The organism is Litorilituus sediminis (assembly GCF_004295665.1).
In the GTDB taxonomy this organism is placed as follows: domain Bacteria; phylum Pseudomonadota; class Gammaproteobacteria; order Enterobacterales; family Alteromonadaceae; genus Colwellia; species Colwellia sediminis.
Genome location: NZ_CP034759.1, coordinates 1,996,763 through 2,018,825, shown reverse-complemented (window position 1 = coordinate 2,018,825; position 22,063 = coordinate 1,996,763). Strand labels below are relative to the sequence as shown.

Annotated in this window: 22 protein-coding genes; 11 read left to right on the top strand and 11 right to left on the bottom strand. The window is 40.2% G+C overall.

Translation table 11 applies throughout. The features are described from left to right. Positions 1–727: 727 nt before the first annotated feature. The 10 genes from EMK97_RS08980 to EMK97_RS08935 form a co-directional block, all read right to left on the bottom strand. Positions 728–2,419 (bottom strand): tetratricopeptide repeat-containing diguanylate cyclase, encoded by a 1,692-nt coding sequence (locus tag EMK97_RS08980; protein WP_170176738.1) that lies wholly within the window; start codon positions 2,417–2,419, stop codon positions 728–730. A gap of 191 nt (positions 2,420–2,610) precedes the next feature. Then, positions 2,611–2,895 (bottom strand): hypothetical protein, encoded by a 285-nt coding sequence (locus EMK97_RS08975; RefSeq protein ID WP_130601402.1) that lies wholly within the window; start codon positions 2,893–2,895, stop codon positions 2,611–2,613. A 157-nt stretch (positions 2,896–3,052) separates the two neighbouring features. Then, positions 3,053–3,631, bottom strand: coding sequence for a GNAT family N-acetyltransferase (locus EMK97_RS08970; RefSeq protein ID WP_130601400.1), 579 nt, complete (start codon positions 3,629–3,631; stop codon positions 3,053–3,055). Between the two features lie 80 nt (positions 3,632–3,711). Next, entirely contained in the window at positions 3,712–3,969 is a 258-nt protein-coding gene (locus EMK97_RS08965) for a hypothetical protein (RefSeq protein ID WP_130601398.1), read from the bottom strand. A gap of 19 nt (positions 3,970–3,988) precedes the next feature. Continuing rightward, positions 3,989–4,243 carry a hypothetical protein gene (locus tag EMK97_RS08960; protein WP_130601396.1) on the bottom strand — a complete coding sequence of 85 codons (255 nt, stop codon included), beginning with the start codon at positions 4,241–4,243 and terminating at the stop codon, positions 3,989–3,991. Between the two features lie 16 nt (positions 4,244–4,259). Next, positions 4,260–4,517, bottom strand: a complete 258-nt coding sequence (locus EMK97_RS08955; protein ID WP_130601394.1) for a hypothetical protein — start codon at positions 4,515–4,517, stop codon at positions 4,260–4,262. Positions 4,518–4,536: 19 nt separating this feature from the next. Beyond that, positions 4,537–4,791, bottom strand: coding sequence for a hypothetical protein (locus EMK97_RS08950; RefSeq protein WP_130601392.1), 255 nt, complete (start codon positions 4,789–4,791; stop codon positions 4,537–4,539). A gap of 53 nt (positions 4,792–4,844) precedes the next feature. Next, positions 4,845–5,666, bottom strand: coding sequence for an SAM-dependent methyltransferase (locus EMK97_RS08945; protein WP_130601390.1), 822 nt, complete (start codon positions 5,664–5,666; stop codon positions 4,845–4,847). Positions 5,667–5,789: 123 nt separating this feature from the next. Next, complete coding sequence (locus EMK97_RS08940) at positions 5,790–6,386, bottom strand: GNAT family N-acetyltransferase (RefSeq protein ID WP_130601388.1); 597 nt, start codon at positions 6,384–6,386, stop codon at positions 5,790–5,792. A gap of 20 nt (positions 6,387–6,406) precedes the next feature. Further along, a complete protein-coding gene (locus EMK97_RS08935; protein ID WP_130601386.1) occupies positions 6,407–7,768 on the bottom strand; it encodes a pepsin-like aspartic protease in 1,362 nt (453 codons plus the stop codon). A 279-nt stretch (positions 7,769–8,047) separates the two neighbouring features. On the opposite strand from EMK97_RS08935, the gene dusB reads away from it, so the two are divergent. The 10 genes from dusB (at position 8,048) to acuI (ending at position 17,654) form a co-directional block, all read left to right on the top strand. After that, positions 8,048–9,055 (top strand): tRNA dihydrouridine synthase DusB, encoded by a 1,008-nt coding sequence (dusB, locus tag EMK97_RS08930; protein WP_130601384.1) that lies wholly within the window; start codon positions 8,048–8,050, stop codon positions 9,053–9,055. Positions 9,056–9,113: 58 nt separating this feature from the next. Continuing rightward, entirely contained in the window at positions 9,114–9,401 is a 288-nt protein-coding gene (gene fis / locus EMK97_RS08925; protein WP_118958520.1) for a DNA-binding transcriptional regulator Fis, read from the top strand. Positions 9,402–9,627: 226 nt separating this feature from the next. Further along, positions 9,628–11,229, top strand: a complete 1,602-nt coding sequence (gene purH, locus EMK97_RS08920) for a bifunctional phosphoribosylaminoimidazolecarboxamide formyltransferase/IMP cyclohydrolase (RefSeq protein ID WP_130601382.1) — start codon at positions 9,628–9,630, stop codon at positions 11,227–11,229. 589 nt (positions 11,230–11,818) lie between these two features. Beyond that, a complete protein-coding gene (locus tag EMK97_RS08915; protein ID WP_130601380.1) occupies positions 11,819–12,646 on the top strand; it encodes a class I SAM-dependent methyltransferase in 828 nt (275 codons plus the stop codon). Positions 12,647–12,691: 45 nt separating this feature from the next. Next, positions 12,692–13,984 (top strand): phosphoribosylamine--glycine ligase, encoded by a 1,293-nt coding sequence (gene purD / locus EMK97_RS08910; protein ID WP_130601378.1) that lies wholly within the window; start codon positions 12,692–12,694, stop codon positions 13,982–13,984. Between the two features lie 166 nt (positions 13,985–14,150). Beyond that, positions 14,151–14,465, top strand: coding sequence for a YbjQ family protein (locus EMK97_RS08905; protein ID WP_130601376.1), 315 nt, complete (start codon positions 14,151–14,153; stop codon positions 14,463–14,465). A 6-nt stretch (positions 14,466–14,471) separates the two neighbouring features. Further along, positions 14,472–14,936, top strand: a complete 465-nt coding sequence (locus tag EMK97_RS08900; protein ID WP_130601374.1) for a YbjQ family protein — start codon at positions 14,472–14,474, stop codon at positions 14,934–14,936. A gap of 26 nt (positions 14,937–14,962) precedes the next feature. Beyond that, positions 14,963–15,844, top strand: coding sequence for a M48 family metallopeptidase (locus EMK97_RS08895; RefSeq protein ID WP_130601372.1), 882 nt, complete (start codon positions 14,963–14,965; stop codon positions 15,842–15,844). Between the two features lie 150 nt (positions 15,845–15,994). Next, positions 15,995–16,627 carry an acrylate utilization transcriptional regulator AcuR gene (acuR, locus tag EMK97_RS08890; RefSeq protein ID WP_130601370.1) on the top strand — a complete coding sequence of 211 codons (633 nt, stop codon included), beginning with the start codon at positions 15,995–15,997 and terminating at the stop codon, positions 16,625–16,627. 46 nt (positions 16,628–16,673) lie between these two features. Beyond that, positions 16,674–17,654 (top strand): acrylyl-CoA reductase (NADPH), encoded by a 981-nt coding sequence (acuI, locus tag EMK97_RS08885; protein ID WP_130601368.1) that lies wholly within the window; start codon positions 16,674–16,676, stop codon positions 17,652–17,654. Positions 17,655–17,937: 283 nt separating this feature from the next. Here the strand turns inward: acuI and fusA are convergent, their stop codons facing one another. Continuing rightward, positions 17,938–20,025, bottom strand: coding sequence for an elongation factor G (fusA, locus tag EMK97_RS08880; RefSeq protein WP_130601366.1), 2,088 nt, complete (start codon positions 20,023–20,025; stop codon positions 17,938–17,940). Between the two features lie 286 nt (positions 20,026–20,311). Between fusA and EMK97_RS08875 the strand changes: the two genes are divergently transcribed. After that, positions 20,312–21,778 carry an NAD-dependent succinate-semialdehyde dehydrogenase gene (locus EMK97_RS08875; protein ID WP_130604435.1) on the top strand — a complete coding sequence of 489 codons (1,467 nt, stop codon included), beginning with the start codon at positions 20,312–20,314 and terminating at the stop codon, positions 21,776–21,778. The last annotated feature ends 285 nt before the right edge of the window (positions 21,779–22,063 follow it).

Below are 22,063 nucleotides of genomic sequence, written 5' to 3'. Positions count from 1 at the left end.
TTGGGATTTAGGCTTCAGCTTCAGTTTGGGTTTGAAGTTTGGCTGATATAGCAAGTGTTTGCGGTTGATAATAGGTTTGGCGTCGCGGTGGCGACGGCACCCAAAGGGGGATTAACGCCGATTCCCCTTTGGAATCCCCCGACGCTACGAACCAAACGTAATCTGTAATTCATTCAAGTCTTGTCGAGGTGAACATACTTCAGGACAATATGCTCCTGCATTGTCTAATAAGCTACATCCATGTAGCGACTTGTATGTCATTACTTTTTTCATCATCCCTGATGAAAATACCTGAACACTTTCACTCATTCCAGCGTTTGTTCACGTAGGCTTAGTGTTTTCTTCACTGCATGTACCTTCAACTACCTCGGTGTAAAAGAACAACAAACTCCAAATTATTTTGATAGCTAACAGGGCTACAACTACCCGTTCCCATCTCAGCAATGACGGTATTCTTTAGCAAGCAGGCAATCAATCTGAGACAGGATGTCGAGGACTGCCGTTGTTCATGGATGATAAATCGGCAGGAATTGATTAACTGGCTAAATAATACTGGAATGTTTTGCTGAGTTGGGCTCCGAGGGTTTCCAAAGGGAGGCCGGAGGCAGTCTCCCTTTGGGTGCCGTCGCCACCGCGACGCCAAAATATCAACAAGCACCAGTCTTTTTAGTGATAGCAAGCAGAGCAGAAGCTAATTCAAAGATAGCAGAAGATAGTTAATAGAAAACTAAGAAATACTCCATGAACCATCTAATTGTGCTTGTTTAGGTGCAGTTTCTACTTCATAGACAGTAACACGGTTTCTGCCAGAATGTTTTGAGGTATAGGCCGCTTCATCGGCGTCGGCGAGTAGCTTTTCTAAGTTAAAACCTGAGGTTTTGGCATCGGTTACACCAAAGCTGGCGGTAATTCTAAAGTCATGGCCAGATGCTTCGGTAATAATGTCTTCAATGGCGTGTCGACACTCTTCTGCGCGCAGTGCTGCGCTACGAATATTACAGCTTGGCAATAAAATACAAAACTCTTCACCGCCTAGGCGAGCAAATATATCGTTTTGTCTGCCTAAATTTTTACATACTTTAGTGGCTTCTTTTAACGCCCAGTCGCCGGTTGCGTGACCGTAACTATCGTTAACCGTTTTAAAATTATCTAAATCAAAGATAATGACGCTTAAATCTTGCTCAGCATTTTGACAATATTTCAGTGCACTGTTAGCAACATGAGTAAAGTGACCACGATTAAATATACCAGTTAAAGCATCATATTCTGCAAGTTCTCTTATGCGTTTATGTGCTTTGTATAGTCGACCGCCCCACAAGGCAATTAAAATTAAGCTAACAACTAAGAAGGCGATAATTAGGCGAGTGTTGGCAACTTCGGCTTCAGACAGCGCTTGTTGTGCAGTTAATAAAGCGTTTTTTTCATTTAGCAAGGCTATTTTGCTTTCTTGCTCTGTATTTTGGTGCTCTGCTAATTGGTACGCTAGGTGTTTTGCTTTTTCACCCTCTAAATGTTGTCTGTCCAATTCGCTAAATCGCTCATGGTATTGAAGCGCTAAGGTAAATTTCTTCTGTTGCTTCGCTATTTGATAAAGTAAATAATATGTTTCTACGCCCTGCATTAAGTTAGTAACATTTTTATTGATTTCTAATGCTTCAGTTGCATGTGTGAGAGCGTTATCCAATTCCCCTAATTCAAAGTATGCTTCTGCTAACACATTATTTACACCAGAAATTAGCATGGGGTAGTGGGTGTTTCTTATATCGGTAATTTGTTTAGAGAGAACACTAATAGCTTTGTTAGCGTAACCTTCGTTGAGAAGTAGTTCTGATTTTCTTAAATGAATTATATTTTCAGCAATTTTGTAATTGCCAGTTCTGCAGATTTCTAAGCCATCTACTAGAAATTCACTGGCAGAAGTCATTGTATTTTGATGAAACTTGATATCAATTTCTTGTTGTTTTAATAGGCAAAGATCTTTTGGGGATAATTCTAATCGCGCTAACTTCTCAGTGTAGCTCAATGCCAAGTCATATTGCTGAATTTGGTTATAGAATATTATTGTAATCATTAAGCTTTCTTGGACGTGCTTATTGCTTTGTATTTCAGGCCACAATTCAATATTTTGAGCTACATGAAATAATCCTTCACCCCACTTTTTTTGGGCAGAATACACGTATATTAATAAATTGCTGGCTCTAAATTTCAAAATTTTACTATCGCTTGCCTCCAATATTAGACTTAACTGCTCCTCCGCATTGTCGTAACTACCGCTATAAGCATAGGAGTAGCCTTGCAGTAAATATAAATAGTGTAACTGTTCGGTGTTTAACTTATCTTTTTCAGCAAAAATCTTTTCTAATAATTCTCTAAATAATAAAGGCGAGGCGTGTTTTTGTTCATCAGCCTTTACTAGCATACTGTAGAGCTGTTTAGATGTTATATCTTTGTTCTTTATTTGACTTCTAGGTGAGTCAGATACCGGGGCTGCATTTATATTAGAAGGTATAGATAGGACTATGATAAAAATACAATACAGCCACACATAATAAGAGCTAATACTTTTAACGTTTTTAAATGTGAGGCTGTATTTCATAATTGAGAGTATTATTAATAATTTACTACTTTTGAGGCATTTTCTTTATCTTGTGTCTCGTCATCTGTTTCTTTATTTTCCTGTTCATCCTCTTCGTCTTCAGCAGGAATCATTGGGAAACACTTAATCTCAGGAAGGTCGTAAATAGTTTCAGCTAACTGGTTAGAGTTCTCTTTAAGTAATGCACGCTTTTGCTCTTCATTAATCTCTGTTTCAGCTATCATCGTTAAGATACTATTTTCGTCAATTAACGATGCATTACTAGCTAAATTTACTAGTGCTTTAATTGCTTGGCTCATAGATGTTACTCCAATTTTTATTGTTGAAATTTTGTTGATTGTTGAACTAGTTACATTATCTGAGCATTTAAAGTATCAGATTTTATCTTCGATAAGCAATGGGTTTTTCTCGTTATGAGTGAATAATTGTGCTTAACACTATTGAATAAAGTCAAGCTTATAGCGAATACTCATAAAGTAATATAATGACACTATTTTGCCACTGCTTTTTATCAAAATATTGATAGCTATTGTCAGTAGTATTATCTTGCAAGTTAGGGTCAAAATTAAATTGTAACTTTTTCAAAAAGCGCTTAGTTGCTAAGTTTTTATTAGCGTAAAAGGCATTGATCCTATCAACGTTTTGGTAATTAAAAGCATATTCCATTAAGGCGCCCATTGCCTCTTCTGGGTATTGCTTACCATTAGCCTTGCTAATTAGCATAATGCCAATTTCAACCTGATTGATGTTATCGATGCTAGGTTTAGGTGTTTGCGTTGGTTTTTGCCATGATAAAGCCTGGAAACCAATAAACTGATTGCTGCTTCTCTCAATAATAGCCCAATTTAAAACTGTCTTTTTTTTACGTTGAATGGCCTTTAGAGCATTCCCAAAGTTCTTTTTTGCCTGCGCTAAGGTAAATACCCCACCACAATTACGCATGACTTTTTCATCAGCATACAACTGACAATATGGCTCTTCATCTTCTTGAATAAATGGACGAATAAGCAATCGTGCGGTGGTAAAACTGTGCATAGCAACTTAGGTAGAATTAAGGCAGGTTAAAAATTAAATAACCAGCTAAGTTATTCGCTTAGCTGGTAGCTGCAATGTCTCTAGGCATTAACGGCTTTTTTAGTTGTGTTTGTGACTACCTGCTCAGTTTCATCCTCATCTGCGACTATTACAGGCACAAAAGCTCGAATGCTTGGCAAGTTTATCGTTTCCGCAAGTAACCTAACATCATTGGCTAATATTGCTTGGTGCTGCAATTGGGTTATGTCGGCATTTGCTAGCATTTGCGCAACTGTTTTCTCAGAATCTAGCGAAGCATCACTTGCAAGATTGGTTAGTGTTTGTATTACATTGTTCATGTTATTCATCCTTAAATTATTAAGCGTTTACCACATGTTTATTAGTGATAGTGATGATTTGCTCTTCGTCTTCATCGGCAACTAAAATAGGAAGACACTTTATTACAGACAAGTCATGAACGGTTTCCACTAGGGTATCGATATCATGGGCTGCAATTGCGATTTTCTGCTGTTTTGATAGCTTGGTGCTAGCTAAAAACTGCGCCACTTCTTCTTTAGTAACTAAGGTCGCGGTATTTGCTAATTGTGTTAATACTTGTACTACTTGATTCATTTTATTCTTCCTTAAATTATGAGGCGTTTGCTACATGCTTATTAGAGATGGTGATAATTTGCTCTTCGTCATCATCTGAAACAATAATAGGCACACATTTTATCACTGGTAAATCATGCACTGTTTCCACTAATGTATTGATATTATGTGCTGCAATTGCGGTTTTCTGCTGTGTTGATAGCTCGGAATTAGTTAAAAAGTGCGCCACTTCTTCTTTAGTAACTAAGGTCGCGTTATTGGCTAATTGTGTTAATACTTGTACTACTTGATTCATTTTATTCTTCCTTAAATTACTAGGCGTTAGCCACATGTTTATTAGTGATAGTGATGATTTCTTCTTCGTCATCGTCTGCTACTAGAACAGGGAAACACTTTATTACTGGTAAGTCATGCACCGTTTCCACTAAAGTATCGATATCATGTGCAGCAATTGCAGATTTTTGCTGTGTTGATAGCTCGGTACTAGCTAAAAATTGCGTCACTTCTTCCTTAGTGATTAAGGCCGCATTGTTGGCTAATTGTGTTAATACTTGTACTACGTTATTCATTGTTCTTCCTTTTGTTGTGAAATAATCGTTTTCATTAGCTAGCCAGCACTATGTTATAGCACTAAGGTTAGTGCAGGGCCATTTTTAGCGCGCTGTTCTTTTTTATCTAATTGTGCCAGTTTTGCCAAAATTTCTTCATTGGGTTGCATTTTTTGGCTGGGAGGAATTACTAAGGTGGTTTGCATGTGTAATTCCGCATCAACCAGCTCGGTTAGCGCTATTTTATCGGCGCGCATGGTATCTATGGCGATGCCTTTGGCTTCATATAAAATCACTTGATGATCGGCAGGGTAGTGCTCTAATAATAAGTCGACCAATACTTGGCGATACGCGCTACCTGTTGAGAATTTACCTAGTGATTTATCACCCGCTAAGGCTACTTGCCATAAAATTAAATGCGCTGAATTATCAATGTTGCGCTTATAAAACATAAACTGGCTGGTTTCAAAATGCATACAACCAGTATTGCCTGGGTCGATACCTAAATCGGCATATAAACAGTCTTCTGCTGAAATACCCGGCTCCATAGTGGCAGGTAAGTCTTCTAATTTGGCTTTTTTAATGGCACGATGGGCAACACAGGCAAACACACCAGGGTGACCATAAAAGGCGGCAACCACTTTTTTACCTTCACGCACGGCGGCCAAAATAGTATCGACCATTTCATTATAGGTAATATTGCGGTTTTTACCTTCTTCGTAGAAGTGCTGTAGGCTATGGACGTTATCGTTAATACCTTCAAGCCATTTTTGCGCAAAGCCGTTAGCCATTAATGAAAATACCACATCAGCATGCTCAATATGACTTTGTGCTATCGGGCTTACGTGCGCTCCTAAGGTCATGCCAGTACCGACACAAGTTAAACTACCTGACATTAATTGTCCTTAACACCTTAAATTATATTTTTAAGAATATGGGTTATACAAGATATTAAACTAGCAGAAAATTAACGCTTAAATCAATGAATTTAAGCGTTAATTATCGATAATCCTGATAAGTTAAGTGCAAGATAGCTGCGGCTCGGTTATTTGTTCTACTTTTACTAAATACTTTTTGTCCCATTTATTGTTATCAAAGTAGAGGTAGCGAGAACCACTATTAGCGGTTTGACACTCTTCATCAAAGGTAAAGCCGATACTTTTTACTAAGCCATCTGAGCCAGAATGGTTATTTGCATGAAAGGTATTAATTCGATCTATCGATAGATACTTAAAACCATATTCCATTAAAGCTGATAATGCTTCTTTTCCGTACCCTTTTCCTTGAATGTGTGTCGCTAACATCATACCAATTTCAGCTTGATTAATTGGCTTATCAGTTGCTTTTACTGCTAACTTTGTTTTTAACCAAGATAAGGCTTGCGTACCAATAATTTCAGTCGTAAACCTGTCAAAGATTGACCAAGTTAACACTGTCATTTTGTGGGAATTATTTGCCTTTAATGCTCTAAGAAAGGCTGCTCGTGCTTGTTCATAAGTTAATGGTGCTCCAACTAGGCTCATCATTTGTTCATCGGTATACTGATAAATATAAAAGTCTTCATCATTACTGCTTAACGGCCTCATAATTAAGCGTTCTGTTTCAAATGCTTGCATGTTTATTATTTCCCTGAAGATTATTTCTGCTGAGCGAATTTCACTACGCCCGTTCCTGTTTCAGTGCGATCAAACACCACATAATAGTTATTGATGAGTGGCAAACCAATAATGGATTGATTAGGCCATTGTGGTAGTTGGCTTAACAATTTAAAACTGGCTCTGCCAAAGGCTGGCGTATTTAGCTGCCAATAGGTATGTGGTGCACAGGCTAGCTGTACTGTTGGCTTTTCTTGATTACTTATGTTGCCTTCACTGTTTGCGGAGCTGGCTTCACCAACAAAGTTAAAGTAAATAGTTGGCCATTGGGCTAAATCTATTAAGCTGGCATCTATGCCTGTGTATTGCTCATTAAAATCTTTAAACGGCGAAAGTAGCGCGTCAAAATCAGCATTAATGGCAACTAAGTCACGAATGACTTGCTCATACAGCGCTGCGGTTAATACTAATGCCCCGGCGCCGGTATCAATAATGGCATTGGTGAAGTAGCTTTTTACATGGCTTTGTTCAAGTGGCGCGGCTGTTATTGCCGGCTTATCGCCAACTTGCACTGATATCAACTCAACATTGTAGTAAACATCGTGCTCTACTTGAATGCTTTGAAACTCACCTTGGTATAAGTCGGTTTGTTCTTCACCGCCACCTAATATCAGCTTGCCTTGGTTTTCTGCTAGTTGCATTAGTGGCTCTATCTCGGCCATTGGGCTAGTGGCTACGTTAATGCCTTTATTCGCTTCATCTACATACACGCTTGAGCGCTTACTATAAAAGGCAAACTTGTTGGCAACTAAATGCTCCTCTTCAAGTTCGGTAAAGTAGGGCACTATATCGTGCTCAGGATATTGCCATAAGAATTTTTTAAATGCTTTAAGGTCGCTGCTAGCGGGAGAGAGCTCGGTTGCCTCGTTAAATGGCCAAGGGTAAGTGCTAGCAGGGCTAATATGCTGTTGTTCAAAGTAACTGGTCAGGTTAAAGCCTTTATTAAGGTGATGATAGGCTAGCCCTAAAATGCCATCTGCCTCGGCAAAGGTGGCGATTTGTTGCTTAGCTGAAACAATCGCGATATCGCCTTTAGTTAAAGTAACTTGCTGTTCACCCACTTTGTCTTTATTGGCTAAGTCGTAATTACTCAAGGTGATGCTGCTATGAATAACCGGGCCATTCCAGCCGCCGATGCCGTAATTGACCTCTTGCGCGATAGCGGTTGGCGTTAAATGTTTATCTCTACTTGCTTGGTAGCTGCCTTCTTTTACTACTAAGGTGCTGCTGCCAGAATCTATTAATAAATTGACTGGTGCTTGCTCACTGCCTAAGTGAACAACAAGGCTGTAATCGCCTTTGCCGTATACATTGGTTATGGGGAGTTGTAATGGAGTTTGCATAATTTGTTGTTTTTATTCACTTAGCCAAAATCTTGTAGGCCTTTACCATGCCATAGTGTAGCGTTTTTTAGAAGGGAAACTTTGCACTACAAAAGCACGGCATTTGTCAACCATTTTGTCATGAAATTGTACGTTTTATCGCCTCAAGAAAAGTTTGCAAAATGTCAATATTAAAAAGGCAAAAAAAATCAAAAATTGTTCAAATTCTATGCTTTTCAATTGAAAAAAAAACACGTAAACTTAGCGCCCTTTTGACGAGTAGCTCAAAAAAGCATCAGTGTGAAGATAGGTCCGTACCAATTAAAAAGTCAGGTAATGCTTGCCCCTATGGCCGGAATTACCGATCAACCTTTTCGGGAAATTTGCTGTCAATTAGGCGCAGGTTTAGCTGTGTCTGAAATGATTTTGGCAAACCCTAAAGTGTGGAATACGGAAAAGTCGAAAAACAGAATGGTGCATAGCGATGAAGCAGGCATTCGCAGCGTACAAATTGCGGGGAGTTGTCCTGATGAGTTGGCTTTTGCGGCGAAAGTAAATGCTGATAACGGCGCGCAGATTATTGATATTAATATGGGCTGCCCAGCAAAAAAGGTAAATAAAAAATTAGCGGGCTCTGCCTTATTAAAAGAGCCAGCACAGGTGGAAGCAATTGTGAAATCTGTGGTGCAGGCGGTAGATATTCCGGTGACGCTAAAAATTCGCACAGGATGGTGTGAAAACAGCCGTAATGGCGTGGAAATAGCAAAAATTGCTGAAGATAACGGTATTGTTTCTTTGGCGGTGCATGGCCGTACTCGCAATGACTTTTATAAAGGCAATGCGGAATACGACACCATTAAAGCAATTAAGCAGTCTATTTCTATTCCTGTTGTGGCAAATGGTGATATCACCTCGGTGGAAAAAGCCGAGCAGGTATTAAACCATACTGGAGCTGATGCCATTATGATTGGCCGTGGTGCGCAGGGTCGCCCGTGGATATTCAGAGAAATTAATCATTTCTTGGCAACGGGTAGCAAGATGAAAACACCATCATTGGATGAGGTGCGCGCTATCTTATTGGGCCATGTTAATGCGCTTCATCAGTTTTACGGTGACTTTAAGGGTGTACGATTCGCCCGCAAACATGTGTCTTGGTATATACAAACACTAGCTGCTATGGATGAGGGCTTTAGTGAAGGATTCAACGATGACCAAGGCAAAATGTTTAGAGCAACATTTAATGGTTTAGAGTCAGAAGGCGAGCAGCTTGAGACCTTAAACCAATTTTTAGATAGCTTTGTTGCCTAGCAACAAAAAATCTAACGTATAAAACAATTAATATTTATTTAACAAAGAGTTATATCATATGTTCGAACAAAATGTTTCTTCTCCATTTATTACTGGCGACATTCAAACGCAAACTAAAACATCACCATTGCGCACTCAAGCGAAAATCGCTATCAGCAATTACTTATCACAATTAAATGGTAACGATGTTGACGATATGTATGACCTTGTTTTAAGTGAAATTGAAGCGCCTATGCTTGAAGAAGTAATGAAGTATACTCGCGGTAACCAAACGCGCGCGGCAAACTTATTAGGTATCAACCGTGGTACGCTTCGCAAGAAATTAAAAAAATACGGTATGAACTAATATCGACTTTTTAAAATAAAAGCACCCTCGGGTGCTTTTATCGTTTATATGCTTAGTGTTTTGCGGTTATAAGCCACAATGAAATGAACTAAGCACAGATAAATAGCACTAATTTTTAAACTTTAATCATTTTTACAAGTAACGATTTAGCTTGAGTTGCCTATGAAACCGCCAAGGTTTTATTTCATATTGAAGCTGAAAGTTACCATTAAAAGGTAAATATAAAATGGATAATCCACGTCCGATTAAACGCGCACTGTTAAGTGTTTCAGATAAAACAGGCATTGTAGAGTTTGCTCAACACTTAGCTAATAAAGGTGTTGATCTTCTTTCTACTGGCGGTACAGCAAAATTATTAGCTGAAAACGGCATTAAAGTAACTGAAGTTTCTGATTACACAGGTCACCCAGAAATTATGGATGGTCGAGTGAAAACATTACACCCTAAAGTACATGGCGGCATTTTAGCGCGTCGTGGTACTGATGAAGCGGTAATGGATGAAAACAACATCAGCGCGATTGATATGGTAGTGGTAAACCTTTACCCATTTGCTAACGCAGTTAGCGATGAAAACTGTACACTAGAAAACGCCATTGAGAATATCGATATTGGTGGTCCAACTATGGTTCGTGCTGCAGCGAAAAACCACAAAGACGTTACTATTATCGTAAATGCGAGTGATTATGATCGCGTTATTGCTGAAATGGACGCAAACGATGATTCATTAACCTACAAAACTCGCTTTGACCTAGCGATTGCAGCTTACGAGCACACAGCAAGCTACGACGGTATGATTGCTAACTACTTTGGTAAAATGTTACCAGCGTACGGCGATACTGAAGCAACACCTTCATTTGAACAGAAAGCGAAATTCCCACGTACTTTCAACAGCCAGTTTGTTAAAGCACAAGACTTACGCTACGGTGAGAACTCTCACCAAGATGCAGCATTCTACGTTGAAGCTAATCCAACCGAAGCATCCGTTTCTACAGCCAAGCAAATTCAAGGTAAAGCATTATCTTACAACAACATTGCTGATACTGATGCTGCATTAGAGTGTGTTAAAGAGTTTGATGAAGCTGCATGTGTCATCGTAAAACATGCGAACCCATGTGGTGTTGCTATTGGTGACAACATTTTAGCGGCATACGAAAGTGCCTTTAAAACTGACCCAACATCAGCATTCGGTGGCATTATTGCTTTTAACCGTGAATTAGATGCCGATACTGCCGAAGCAATCGTTTCTCGTCAATTCGTAGAAGTGATTATTGCGCCAACTATTTCTGATGAAGCAGCACAAATTGTTGCCGCTAAGCCAAACGTTCGTTTATTAGAATGTGGTCAGTGGGATACACAAACAACTGGTTTTGATTACAAGCGCGTAAATGGCGGCTTGTTATTACAAGACAGAGACCAAGGTAAAGTAGCCAGCGATGATTTAAAAGTTGTGACTAAGCGTCAGCCGACTGAAGAAGAAATGCGTGACCTAAAATTCTGTTGGAAAGTAGCGAAATACGTAAAATCTAACGCCATTGTTTATGTTAAAAACAGCATGACCATTGGTGTAGGCGCAGGCCAAATGAGCCGTGTTTACTCAGCAAAAGTTGCTGGCATTAAAGCCGCTGATGAAAACCTAGAAGTAAAAGGTTCTGTAATGGCATCAGATGCATTCTTCCCATTCCGTGATGGTTTAGATGCCGCCGCAGAAGCGGGTATTACTGCGGTAATTCAGCCGGGTGGTTCAATGCGTGATGATGAAGTGATTGCCGCAGCAGATGAGCATAACATTGCCATGGTATTTACAGGAATGCGCCACTTCCGCCATTAATTTCTATTTTAGTCGTTGAGAGGTCAAATTTATTCGTTAAAAGTGCTCACGTATAGTTATACGCTCCGCGCTTTTGCCTTTAAATTTAAGCCTCTCAACTTATAAAATCTTTATTAATGTAATGTGTTCTTGTCGTTATAGGGCTAAAACTCTGCACGATAAGTACTCACGTATAGTCATACGCTCCGGGCTTATAGTTTGTTTTTTAAACCCTATAACTTAAAAAACTATCATTAATTGGAGTTGGTTGAGGGGAGGAATTAAAGCCTCTCAACTTATAAAATCTTTATTAAGAATGATTCGCTCTGTGGTTAATACCTTAGAGCGATTGTAACAATGAGTAGTGTTGCTAGTTGGTGGCTACTCATTTTGGATATGGTGTTCATGTATACAAGTGCTTCAATCATTTGAAGAAATCTTGTTACAAATTAGCTTAAGCAGTGCCCTTAGTTCACGCTAAACGGCACTGTTTCTTTATTTAAAATCTGCTATAAATGTTGGTGAAATTATTACCCTAAGTGGAAGGTCTGATGGTTGAATATTCATCTTGCCTGAAATTTTGGCTTAAAACTCAACAATGGAAATAGTTATGTTATTAAAAAAGAAAAGTTTAACTACCTTATTAGTAAGCGCTACTTTAGCCTGTGGTGCTTTAGTTGGTACGAGTGTTAACGCTCACAATCATGCTGATGCTAAGCTTGAAAAAGCGGTTGCTGGTGATCATAGATCAGCTCAAAACAAAGCGCGTGATAAGTATCGTCACCCAATCGAAACGTTAAGCTTCTTCGGTTTTAAATCAGACATGACGGTAGTAGAAATCACCCCAGGTGGTGGTTGGTACACAGAAATTTTAGCTCCAGCATTAAAAGGTTCTGGTAAACTATACGGCGCACATTACCCAGATACTGGTGAAGACAACTATTATAGTAATTCACGTAAAAAGTTAGAGAAAAAGCTTGCCTCTGATGTAGTATTTAGCGAAGTGGTATTAACTGACTTTGTACCGCGTAAGCAAAGTGAACTAGCGCCGCAAGGTAGTGCTGATTTAGTGGTTACCTTTAGAAATTTACACAACTGGAAAGATGCTGGTGTTGAGCAAGTATTTAAAGATGCTTACAACGCCCTTAAGCCAGGTGGTGTATTAGGTGTGGTTGAGCACAGATTACCGGCAGATGGTGACCCTAAAGTAGCGATTGGTTATGTTTCTGAAGCAAAAACCATTAAGCAAGCAAAAGCGGCTGGCTTTAGGTTTGCAGGAGCGAGTGAAATCAACGCTAACCCGAAAGATTTAGCACAATATAAAGTGTGGACTTTACCACCGTCATTAGCGAACGGTGATAAAGACAAAGAGAAATATTTAGCGATTGGCGAAAGCGATCGTATGACATTAAAATTTGTTAAGCCTGAAAATAAGTAGTTAAGTTGTTTGCTGCTTTTGCTTGGGCAAAAATAGGAAAATTAAATGAAAATTTTAGTTATTGGTAGTGGTGGTCGTGAACATGCATTAGCGTGGAAAGCGGCTCAGTCTTCTCAAGTAAGCAAAGTATTTGTTGCTCCGGGTAATGCGGGTACAGCAACAGAAGCTAAGTTAGAAAATGTTGCCATCAGTGTTGGTGATTTAGATGCTTTAGTGGCTTTTGCGCAAAAAGAAGACATTGCTTTAACTATTGTTGGCCCTGAGCAACCACTGGTTGATGGTGTGGTTGATGCATTTCAAGCTCAAGGTTTAGCTATTTTCGGCCCAAGCGCAAAAGCAGCACAACTTGAAGGTTCTAAATCTTTCACTAAAGATTTCTTAGCACGTCACAAAATACCTACAGGTAGCTATGCAAACTTTACTGACGTTGGCAAAGCATTAGCTTATGTTCGTGAGCAAGGCGCACCAATTGTTGTTAAAGCTGATGGTTTAGCTGCAGGTAAAGGCGTTATTGTTGCATTAACTTTAGCGGAAGCAGAAGATGCCATTAAAGACATGCTTGCTGGTAACGCCTTTGGTGAAGCAGGGCATAGCGTGGTAATTGAAGAGTTTCTTGAAGGTGAAGAAGCCAGCTTTATTGTTATGGTAGACGGTAAAAACGTATTACCTATGGCAACCAGCCAAGATCACAAACGTGCCTTAAATGGTGACTTAGGTCCTAATACCGGTGGTATGGGCGCTTATTCTCCTGCTCCTGTGGTAACGAAAGAAATTCACGAGCGCATTATGGCTGAAGTTATTATGCCAACGGTTGAAGGTATGGCATCTGAAGATGCGCCGTATACTGGCTTTTTATACGCGGGTTTAATGATTGCAGCTGATGGCACACCAAATGTAATCGAATATAACTGTCGTTTTGGTGACCCTGAAACACAACCAATTATGATGCGTTTACAGTCTGATTTAGTTGAGCTTTGCTTAGCAGCAACGCGTGGTGAATTAGACAAAGTAACAGCAGAATTTGATAGCCGTGCAGCGGTTGGTGTTGTTTTAGCAGCCCAAGGTTACCCAGCAAGCTATCCAAAAGGTGATGTGATTTCTGGTTTAGAGACCAACACCAATGACGCTGCCAAAACCTTCCACGCAGGTACTGCATTAAATGAAGCAGGTGAGGTAGTTACTGCCGGTGGTCGTGTACTTTGTGCCACTGCCTTAGGTAACAGTGTGACTGAAGCACAACAGTGTGCTTATGAGTTATTACATCAAATAACTTGGCAAGGTGTTGAGTTTAGAACTGATATTGCTTATCGCGCCATTGAGCGTGAGCAAAATGCTTAATTGATAAAGCTTTAATAATATATGGAAGGGCTGATAAGTAATTATCAGCCCTTTTTTTGTCTCTAGCGAAATGGCTTGAAACATTTTACTGGAGAATTATTTTGACATAATATGTCACGTGCTATAACGTAATTGTCAGTTAAACAGGAAGTAAAGGAACATTTATATGTTAGTGAGTAATTTAGAGATCATCCCAGGAAAAGAAATCACCGAACATTTTGGTTTAGTGCAAGGCAGTACGGTTCGAAGTAAGCATGTTGGTCGTGACTTAATGGCCGGCATTAAAAATATCTTTGGTGGTGAGTTAGTTGGCTACACTGAGTTATTGCAAGAAGCACGTGAAGAAGCCGTAGAACGTATGAAAGAGCAAGCTCGAGCTATAGGCGCCAATGCTGTGGTCAATGTGCGCTTTTCAACCTCATCAGTAACCCAAGGTGCGGCGGAATTGTTTGCTTATGGTAGTGCAGTTAGATTGAGGTAAGAGACTATGGCACAGTTTCAACTAGAAATTGCAATTACCTTACTGCTGTTATTTCTTGGTTATATATTTGGTCGTCATGCTGAAAAGTCGCACTTTAAATCCATTATTGCCAGAGAAGAACAGCATCAAGGCTTGGTTGCGGTATCTGTAAAAAGCCCTACACAAGATGATTCAACTAAGCCGGGCATGTTAGTTACCGGTAGTGTGGTCATTTCAGTAGATTATTTTAAGCGTTTTCTTGCCGCGCTTAGAACCATTTTTGGTGGTCGGGTGACATCCTATGAAACCTTATTAGATAGAGCGCGCCGTGAAGCAATATTACGGATGAAAGAAGAGGCAAAAAAGCTTAATGCAGAGCGTATCTATAATATTAAGTTAGAAACCTCGTCCATTTCAAAATCCGCCTCAGGCAATATTGGCGCGGTTGAAGTGCTCGCATATGGTACTGCGGTATTGCGTGTTAACCAGTAACGCTACTTAAACGATATAGGCATTAGATGAAGTTTACGCCAGCAAAAGTACCAGAAGGTATTAATTACAGCCAAAGCAACCCTATCAAGGAGTTTTTACTGCTGGGTAGTGGTGTGCTTGCTGTGATATTACTGATCGTATTTTTGCTTGGCAGCTTACTTGATTGGAGCAGCAAGTTTATTCCGTTCTCATATGAAAGCGCTATGGCTGAGCCTTTTGTGCAAGAGTATGTTGATGAATATGGCAAAGGATCAGCTGAAGTTTCTCAATACCTGCAAGGTTTAGCAGACGAAATTGCCCCTTTAATGTCGTTAAATGAAGACATTCAGCTTACGCTGCATTATGTTGATAATGAAACCATTAATGGCATGGCGACTTTAGGCGGCCATATTTTTATCTTTCGCGGTTTGCTAGAAAAACTCCCCAGTGAAAATGCTTTAGTGGCTTTGCTTGCCCATGAAATTGCCCACGTTAAGCTTAGGCATCCAGTAAAAGCGCTCAGCAAAGGGGTATCAATTGCTTTGTTAATGGCGGTTGTGAGTGGTCAAAGCAATACTGATGTTACTGGCTTACTCAGTAATACCAGCCAGTTAGCCTTTTTAGGCTTTAGCCGCTCTCAAGAGCAAGCGGCGGATGATGAAGCAATCGCTGTTAGTCAGCGTTATTATCAGCATTTACAGGGCGCACATGAATTATTTGCTATTTTACTCGCTGAAAGTGAGCAAGCTACGCTTGATACTATCAGTTGGTTTCGAAGTCACCCAGAAGTATCGGCGCGGATAAATAACGTTGCAGAATTAGCAAACAACAATGGCTGGCAACAACACGGACAGTCTACACCAATACCTAACCATATCATTGAGCAATTAGCGCAAGATAAAGCGGCTTTCCAATTAAAGAAGCATTAGTTTGTGTTGGCAGCTGACTCATCCCCATTTTAGCATTTCCCTAGCCTTAGTGCCTTTCAAAAACGCGTAAAGCACACTGTAACGTTGAACTGTTGGTATTAGACTTTTTGCTAATAGCATTTAACTAGACGATCGGTCTATTATATAAATATGACAACACCAATTACTAAACCTCGAAGAGGTAGACCACCAAAAGCTGCTGCAAAGAGCAGAGATACCAAAGCAGAGTTGCTTCGCAGTGGCCTTGAACATTTAACGGAAAATGGTTTCGCCTCATCAGGGATAGATAAAATCCTTAAGAAAGTAGGCGTACCTAAAGGCTCTTTTTATTTTTACTTTTCCAGTAAAGAAGCGTTTGGTCATGCGGTATTAACAAGTTACGCAAACTATTTCGAAAAGAAATTAGATGCTTGCTTACTTGATACGTCTTGTCCCCCTTTACAGCGCATTAACAACTTTGTTGAAGATGCAAAGCAGGGCATGACTAGACACAACTTTACACGAGGTTGCTTGGTTGGAAATCTAGGACAAGAAGTTGGTCTATTACCGCATAGCTTTAGAGAAAAGTTACTTGATATTTTCGCCAATTGGCAAAGTCGTGTCGCGACTTGTCTTAAAGAGGCGCAATTACAAGGTGAGCTTGCAAAAGAGGCTGACTGTGATGCTATTGCAGAGTTTTTCTGGACAGGTTGGGAAGGCGCCGTTAGCCGAGCAAAGCTGGAAGAAAGTGTTCAGCCACTAGATAACTACTTGGCATTTTTTATTCAAGGTTTACCAAAGTAAAAAATTTTAATAACCACTAGACGATCGGTCTATATTGGGAGGAAACATGTTCAAAGGCATACTGATAGAAAAAGACGAGCAAGGCTATCGTGCAGCAGTGAAAGAGTTAGATGATAGCTTTTTGATGGATGGTGACACTGTTATAAGCGTGTCTTACAGCACAGTTAACTACAAAGATGCATTAGCAATAACGGGTAAGTCTCCGGTTGTCAGGAAGTTTCCTATGATCCCTGGAATAGATCTGGTAGGTAAAGTTGAAAGTTGTCAATCAGGAAAATTTAAAGCGGGTGATGAAGTTCTACTTAATGGCTTTGGTGTTGGCGAGGTTCATTGTGGCGGACTTGCTCAAAAGGCAAAATTAAATAGTGACTGGTTAATTCCTCTGCCAAAAGGAATATCTGCAAAACAGGCGATGGCCATTGGTACCGCTGGCTATACTGCAATGTTATGTGTGATGGCGCTTGAAAAACATGGTGTTACGCCAGAATCTGGAGAAATTTTAGTAACCGGTGCTAATGGCGGTGTTGGCAGTTATGCTATCGCTATTTTAGCAAAGCTTGGCTATTGTGTTGTTGCTTCAACAGGTCGAGTTGAAGAATCTTCTTATCTAAAAACACTAGGCGCTAGTGAAGTCATAGATCGTAATTTACTTTCTGAGCCGGGACGACCTTTAGCTAAAGAGAGATGGGCTGGCGTTATCGATTCTGTCGGTAGTCATACATTAGTGAATGCATGTGCTAGCACTCAATATGGCGGTATAGTAGCTGCTTGTGGTTTAGCTCAAGGTATGGACTTACCTGCCACAGTGGCGCCTTTTATTTTACGTGGTATCACTTTAGCCGGTATTGATAGTGTTATGCGGCCAATTGCTGATAGGGAAGAAGCATGGCAACGACTGGCTAGCATTTTGGACTCAGATACTTTTGAGCAGGTGTCGAAAGAAATAAGCTTATCTCAAGTCATAGATACTGCAGCGCAGCTAATAGAAGGTAATGTTCAAGGACGTATTGTTGTAAACCTTGATTGATAAGTTTCTCTTATAAGTTCCTTTACTTGCTATTAGACAATAAAAAACCTCGCATATGCGGGGTTTTCAATAGAGGGTTAAGTAAATTACTTCTTATCAACACCTGCCTTAACTTCAGCGATTACTTCTTCAGCGACCTTTGAGCTGCTGCTGGATGTGAACTGGCTGAATTCCATTTGTTCGCTCTACCAATATAAAAATCGGCAGATACAAAAAAGCCCCGACTTTCCATAGGAAAAGACGAGGCTTTCAAATCAGTTTAGAAAACTAATGTAATACTAAATTACTTAGCTTCTTTACGTGCTTTAACTTCAGCGATTACTTCTTCAGCTACGTTTTGAGGTGCAGCTGAGTAGTGGCTGAATTCCATAGAGAATTGACCACGACCTGAAGTGATTGTACGTAAGTGACCGATGTAACCAAACATTTCTGAAAGAGGTACGTCAGCTTTGATGCGAACACCAGTAGTACCAGCTTCTTGGTCTTTGATCATACCACGACGACGGTTAAGGTCACCGATTACGTCACCAACGTGATCTTCTGGCGTGAACACGTCAACTTTCATCACTGGCTCTAATAATTGAGCGCCAGCTTTAGGCATTGATTGACGGAAAGCGCCTTTAGCAGCGATTTCGAATGCAACAGCTGATGAGTCAACCGCGTGGAAGCCACCGTCGAATAATTCAATTTCAACGTCTAATACAGGGAAACCAGCAACTGGGCCTTCTTCCATCATACCTGCGAAACCTTTTTCGATTGCAGGGAAGAATTCTTTAGGAACGTTACCACCAACAACTGTTGAAGAGAACTTGAAGCCTGAGTTTGGCTCGCCTGGCTTGATGCGGTAGTCGATCTTACCGAATTGACCAGAACCACCAGATTGTTTCTTATGCGTGTAAGAATCTTCGATTGCTTGCGTGATAGTTTCACGGTAGGCAACTTGTGGCTTACCAACTTCTAATTCAACACCGTAAGTACGCTTAAGGATGTCTACTTTGATATCTAAGTGAAGTTCACCCATACCTTTAAGGATGGTTTCACCTGAATCTTCGTCAGTTTCAACTTGGAACGTAGGATCTTCTGCAACCATCTTACCGATAGCGATACCCATCTTCTCAGCACCACCTTTCTCTTTTGGAGAAACAGCGATTGAGATTACTGGCTCAGGGAATACCATAGCTTCAAGCGTACAAGGTTGTTTAACATCACATAAAGTGTGACCAGTTTGAACGTTCTTCATACCAACGATAGCTAAGATGTCACCAGCTTGTGCTTCTGAAAGTTCTGTACGGTCTTCAGCTTGCATCTCAACCATACGGCCGATACGCTCAGTCTTACCTGTGAATGAGTTAAGTACTGTGTCACCTTTCTTAAGACGACCTGAGTAGATACGTACGAAAGTAAGAGCACCGAAACGGTCATCCATAATTTTGAATGCTAATGCACGGAACGGCTCTTCAGCATCAACGATGGCGAATTCACCAGTAGGTTCACCTTCTTCGTCAGTTAACGGTTGAGGTGGAACTTCAGTTGGCGAAGGTAAGTAGTCAACAACAGCGTCAAGAAGAAGTTGCATACCTTTGTTTTTGAAAGCTGAACCACAGTATGTAGGGAAGAACATTAATTCGTTAGTACCTTTACGGATACATGCTTTGATTTGCTCTTCTGTAGGCTCTAATTCACCTTCTAAGTATTCCATTAATAGATCTTCATCAGCTTCTAAAGCTGTTTCGATCATTTCTTCACGGTAAGCAGCAGCGTCGTCTACCATGTCAGCTGGAATATCTTGAACTTCATAGTTTTCTGGTTGACCTGAATCATCCCAAACGTAAGCTTTTTGAGATAATACGTCGACAACACCTACGAAGTTATCTTCTTCACCAATTGGTAAAGTCATAACTAATGAACGCGCACCTAGTACGTTTTCTACTTGGTCTTTAACGCGGTAGAAGTTAGCACCTAAACGGTCAAGCTTGTTTACGAAGATTAAACGAGCAACTTTTGATTCGTTAGCGTAGCGCCAGTTAGTTTCTGATTGCGGCTCAACACCACCGCTGCCACAGAATACACCAATACCACCGTCAAGTACTTTAAGAGAACGGTAAACTTCTACTGTAAAGTCAACGTGACCCGGGGTGTCAATTACGTTAAAACGGTGTTTTTTCCACTCACATGTTACAGCAGCAGACTGGATAGTAATACCACGCTCAGCTTCTTGTTCCATGAAGTCAGTTGTTGACTCACCATCATGTACTTCACCAATCTTGTGGATCATACCTGTTAGCTTAAGGATACGTTCAGTTGTTGTGGTTTTACCCGCATCAACGTGAGCGAAAATACCAATATTTCTGTATTTTGATAAATCTGCCATTAGTTTACTCTATTTAGTTAGTGTCTATTCTGCTTTTCCTTTCCTTTATATAGGTAAGGTCTCAAGCAGAACTGTTGAAAATTTGCGCGCGAGTATAGCATTAGTTGAAGAAGATCGGTAGACGATTGACAAATAAAATGTCAGATTAGGTAAAATTACCCGAAGATTTGTTTATTTCTGCTTATATATAGGTATTGAAAATAGCAAAAAACGCTAACAGGTCTTATGTTAGTGAGAAATGATCTAATAAGGTTGCACTTTAATGCAAAAGTTAATGCAAAAGTTAATGCAAAAGTTATCTCAGCCGTCGCTTTTGAAAACGACAAGCTATATTAATGGTCAATGGCAGGCAAGCCCTGAGCAATTTGCTGTGCTTAATCCTGCGACCGATGAAGTGATCACTAAAGTGGCTGATGCTGGTGTTGAGTTGGTTGAAAAAGCCATTGCAGCAGCTGTACAAGCACTACCAAAGTGGCAAGGGCTTTCAGCTAATGAACGCGCTACTTTATTAAAGCGTTGGTATGAACTAATAATGCAGCATCAAAATGATTTAGCGATATTGCTAACATCAGAGCAAGGTAAGCCTTTGACAGAAGCTGCGGGTGAAATTGCCTACGGTGCCTCTTATATAGAGTGGTTTAGCGAGGAAGGTAAAAGAGCATATGGCGATGTAATTCCTGCTCCTTCATCTGATAAGCATATAAGCGTAGTTAAGCAAGGGGTTGGTGTGGTTACCGCGATAACGCCATGGAATTTTCCCAATGCTATGATTGCCAGAAAAGCAGCTGCGGCTTTAGCGGCAGGCTGTACTTTTGTGGTTAGGCCGTCAGAGCTAACGCCTTTATCTGCGTTAGCATTAGCAGAGCTTGCTGAGCAAGCGGGCATTCCCGCTGGAGTGTTTAATGTTGTGATTGGTTTAGATGCACCTGCTATGGGCAAAGTACTGAGTCAGCATAAAGATGTCGCCAAAGTGAGTTTTACTGGCTCAACAGCCGTTGGTAAATTACTCGCCAAACAAAGTGCTGATTCGGTTAAGAAGCTATCGTTAGAGTTAGGTGGTAATGCACCCTTTATAGTTTTTGACGATGCCGATATAGATGCCGCAGTTAAAGGGGCTATTGCAGCAAAATTTAGAAATGCCGGACAAACCTGCGTTTGTGCCAATCGCTTTTTTGTTCATGAAAGCATAGAGACTGAGTTTACCAATAAACTCATTGCGGCAATTAAAGTGCTTAAAATCGGTAATGGTTTGAGTGCAGGGGTAAACTTAGGCCCGTTAATTGATCCTAAGGCAAAAGCCAAAGTTGATAGTTTAATTGAGCAAGCCGTTGCTGATGGTGCCCAGCTTCACTATAAAGGTGAAAGTGAGTTAGTGGTTAATGTCAGTGAAACTAGCTTTGTGCAACCACATGTGCTCACCCAGGTCACTAATGAGATGTCGATAGCACAACAAGAGGTGTTTGGCCCTGTGGTGTCGATAATTTCCTTTCATGATGAAGCAACAGTGATTAAACAAGCCAATGATACTGATTATGGGCTGGCTGGTTATTTTTATACTGAGAATTTAAAGCGAGTTTTTCGTGTTGCCAAGGCGCTTGATTTTGGCATGCTAGGTATTAATGAGGGCATTATCTCAAATGCTGCCGCACCATTTGGTGGTGTAAAGCAATCAGGTTATGGCCGAGAAGGTTCTAAATATGGTTTAGAGGATTACATGAGTATTAAGTATTTATGTTTTGGCGGTTTAATTTGAGGAAGGCAAACTTCAATTTAATCTGCGGCTATTCTTAATTGTAGAGAAAGTAAACTAATGCTTGTGTTCATCTTTCATTTATGTATAATACGCGCTCACGTTTGGCTTGACTAAGCGCGACTTGTTAAAAGTCTTTAAGATTTTAACAAGATTAAACAAGGCAAAAGGCTTTGTTTAATTTACAGCAACTCTAATCTTGAGTTGAATGTTTTTATAGTAATACACCCCCTTCCGGCACATAAGGAAGCAGAGGGATGTATTTTTTTGTTCTTTTTAAAGGGGATT

Excerpts from the sequence above, each read along its gene's own strand:
- EMK97_RS08980 (WP_170176738.1), bottom strand. The coding sequence starts at position 2,419 with ATGCTAGTAAAGGCTGATGAACAAAAACACGCCTCGCCTTTATTATTT.
- EMK97_RS08975 (WP_130601402.1), bottom strand. The coding sequence starts at position 2,895 with ATGAGCCAAGCAATTAAAGCACTAGTAAATTTAGCTAGTAATGCATCG.
- EMK97_RS08970 (WP_130601400.1), bottom strand. The coding sequence starts at position 3,631 with ATGCACAGTTTTACCACCGCACGATTGCTTATTCGTCCATTTATTCAA.
- EMK97_RS08965 (WP_130601398.1), bottom strand. The coding sequence starts at position 3,969 with ATGAACAATGTAATACAAACACTAACCAATCTTGCAAGTGATGCTTCG.
- EMK97_RS08960 (WP_130601396.1), bottom strand. The coding sequence starts at position 4,243 with ATGAATCAAGTAGTACAAGTATTAACACAATTAGCAAATACCGCGACC.
- EMK97_RS08955 (WP_130601394.1), bottom strand. The coding sequence starts at position 4,517 with ATGAATCAAGTAGTACAAGTATTAACACAATTAGCCAATAACGCGACC.
- EMK97_RS08950 (WP_130601392.1), bottom strand. The coding sequence starts at position 4,791 with ATGAATAACGTAGTACAAGTATTAACACAATTAGCCAACAATGCGGCC.
- EMK97_RS08945 (WP_130601390.1), bottom strand. The coding sequence starts at position 5,666 with ATGTCAGGTAGTTTAACTTGTGTCGGTACTGGCATGACCTTAGGAGCG.
- EMK97_RS08940 (WP_130601388.1), bottom strand. The coding sequence starts at position 6,386 with ATGCAAGCATTTGAAACAGAACGCTTAATTATGAGGCCGTTAAGCAGT.
- EMK97_RS08935 (WP_130601386.1), bottom strand. The coding sequence starts at position 7,768 with ATGCAAACTCCATTACAACTCCCCATAACCAATGTATACGGCAAAGGC.
- fis (WP_118958520.1), top strand. The coding sequence starts at position 9,114 with ATGTTCGAACAAAATGTTTCTTCTCCATTTATTACTGGCGACATTCAA.
- purH (WP_130601382.1), top strand. The coding sequence starts at position 9,628 with ATGGATAATCCACGTCCGATTAAACGCGCACTGTTAAGTGTTTCAGAT.
- EMK97_RS08915 (WP_130601380.1), top strand. The coding sequence starts at position 11,819 with ATGTTATTAAAAAAGAAAAGTTTAACTACCTTATTAGTAAGCGCTACT.
- purD (WP_130601378.1), top strand. The coding sequence starts at position 12,692 with ATGAAAATTTTAGTTATTGGTAGTGGTGGTCGTGAACATGCATTAGCG.
- EMK97_RS08905 (WP_130601376.1), top strand. The coding sequence starts at position 14,151 with ATGTTAGTGAGTAATTTAGAGATCATCCCAGGAAAAGAAATCACCGAA.
- EMK97_RS08900 (WP_130601374.1), top strand. The coding sequence starts at position 14,472 with ATGGCACAGTTTCAACTAGAAATTGCAATTACCTTACTGCTGTTATTT.
- EMK97_RS08895 (WP_130601372.1), top strand. The coding sequence starts at position 14,963 with ATGAAGTTTACGCCAGCAAAAGTACCAGAAGGTATTAATTACAGCCAA.
- acuR (WP_130601370.1), top strand. The coding sequence starts at position 15,995 with ATGACAACACCAATTACTAAACCTCGAAGAGGTAGACCACCAAAAGCT.
- acuI (WP_130601368.1), top strand. The coding sequence starts at position 16,674 with ATGTTCAAAGGCATACTGATAGAAAAAGACGAGCAAGGCTATCGTGCA.
- fusA (WP_130601366.1), bottom strand. The coding sequence starts at position 20,025 with ATGGCAGATTTATCAAAATACAGAAATATTGGTATTTTCGCTCACGTT.
- EMK97_RS08875 (WP_130604435.1), top strand. The coding sequence starts at position 20,312 with ATGCAAAAGTTATCTCAGCCGTCGCTTTTGAAAACGACAAGCTATATT.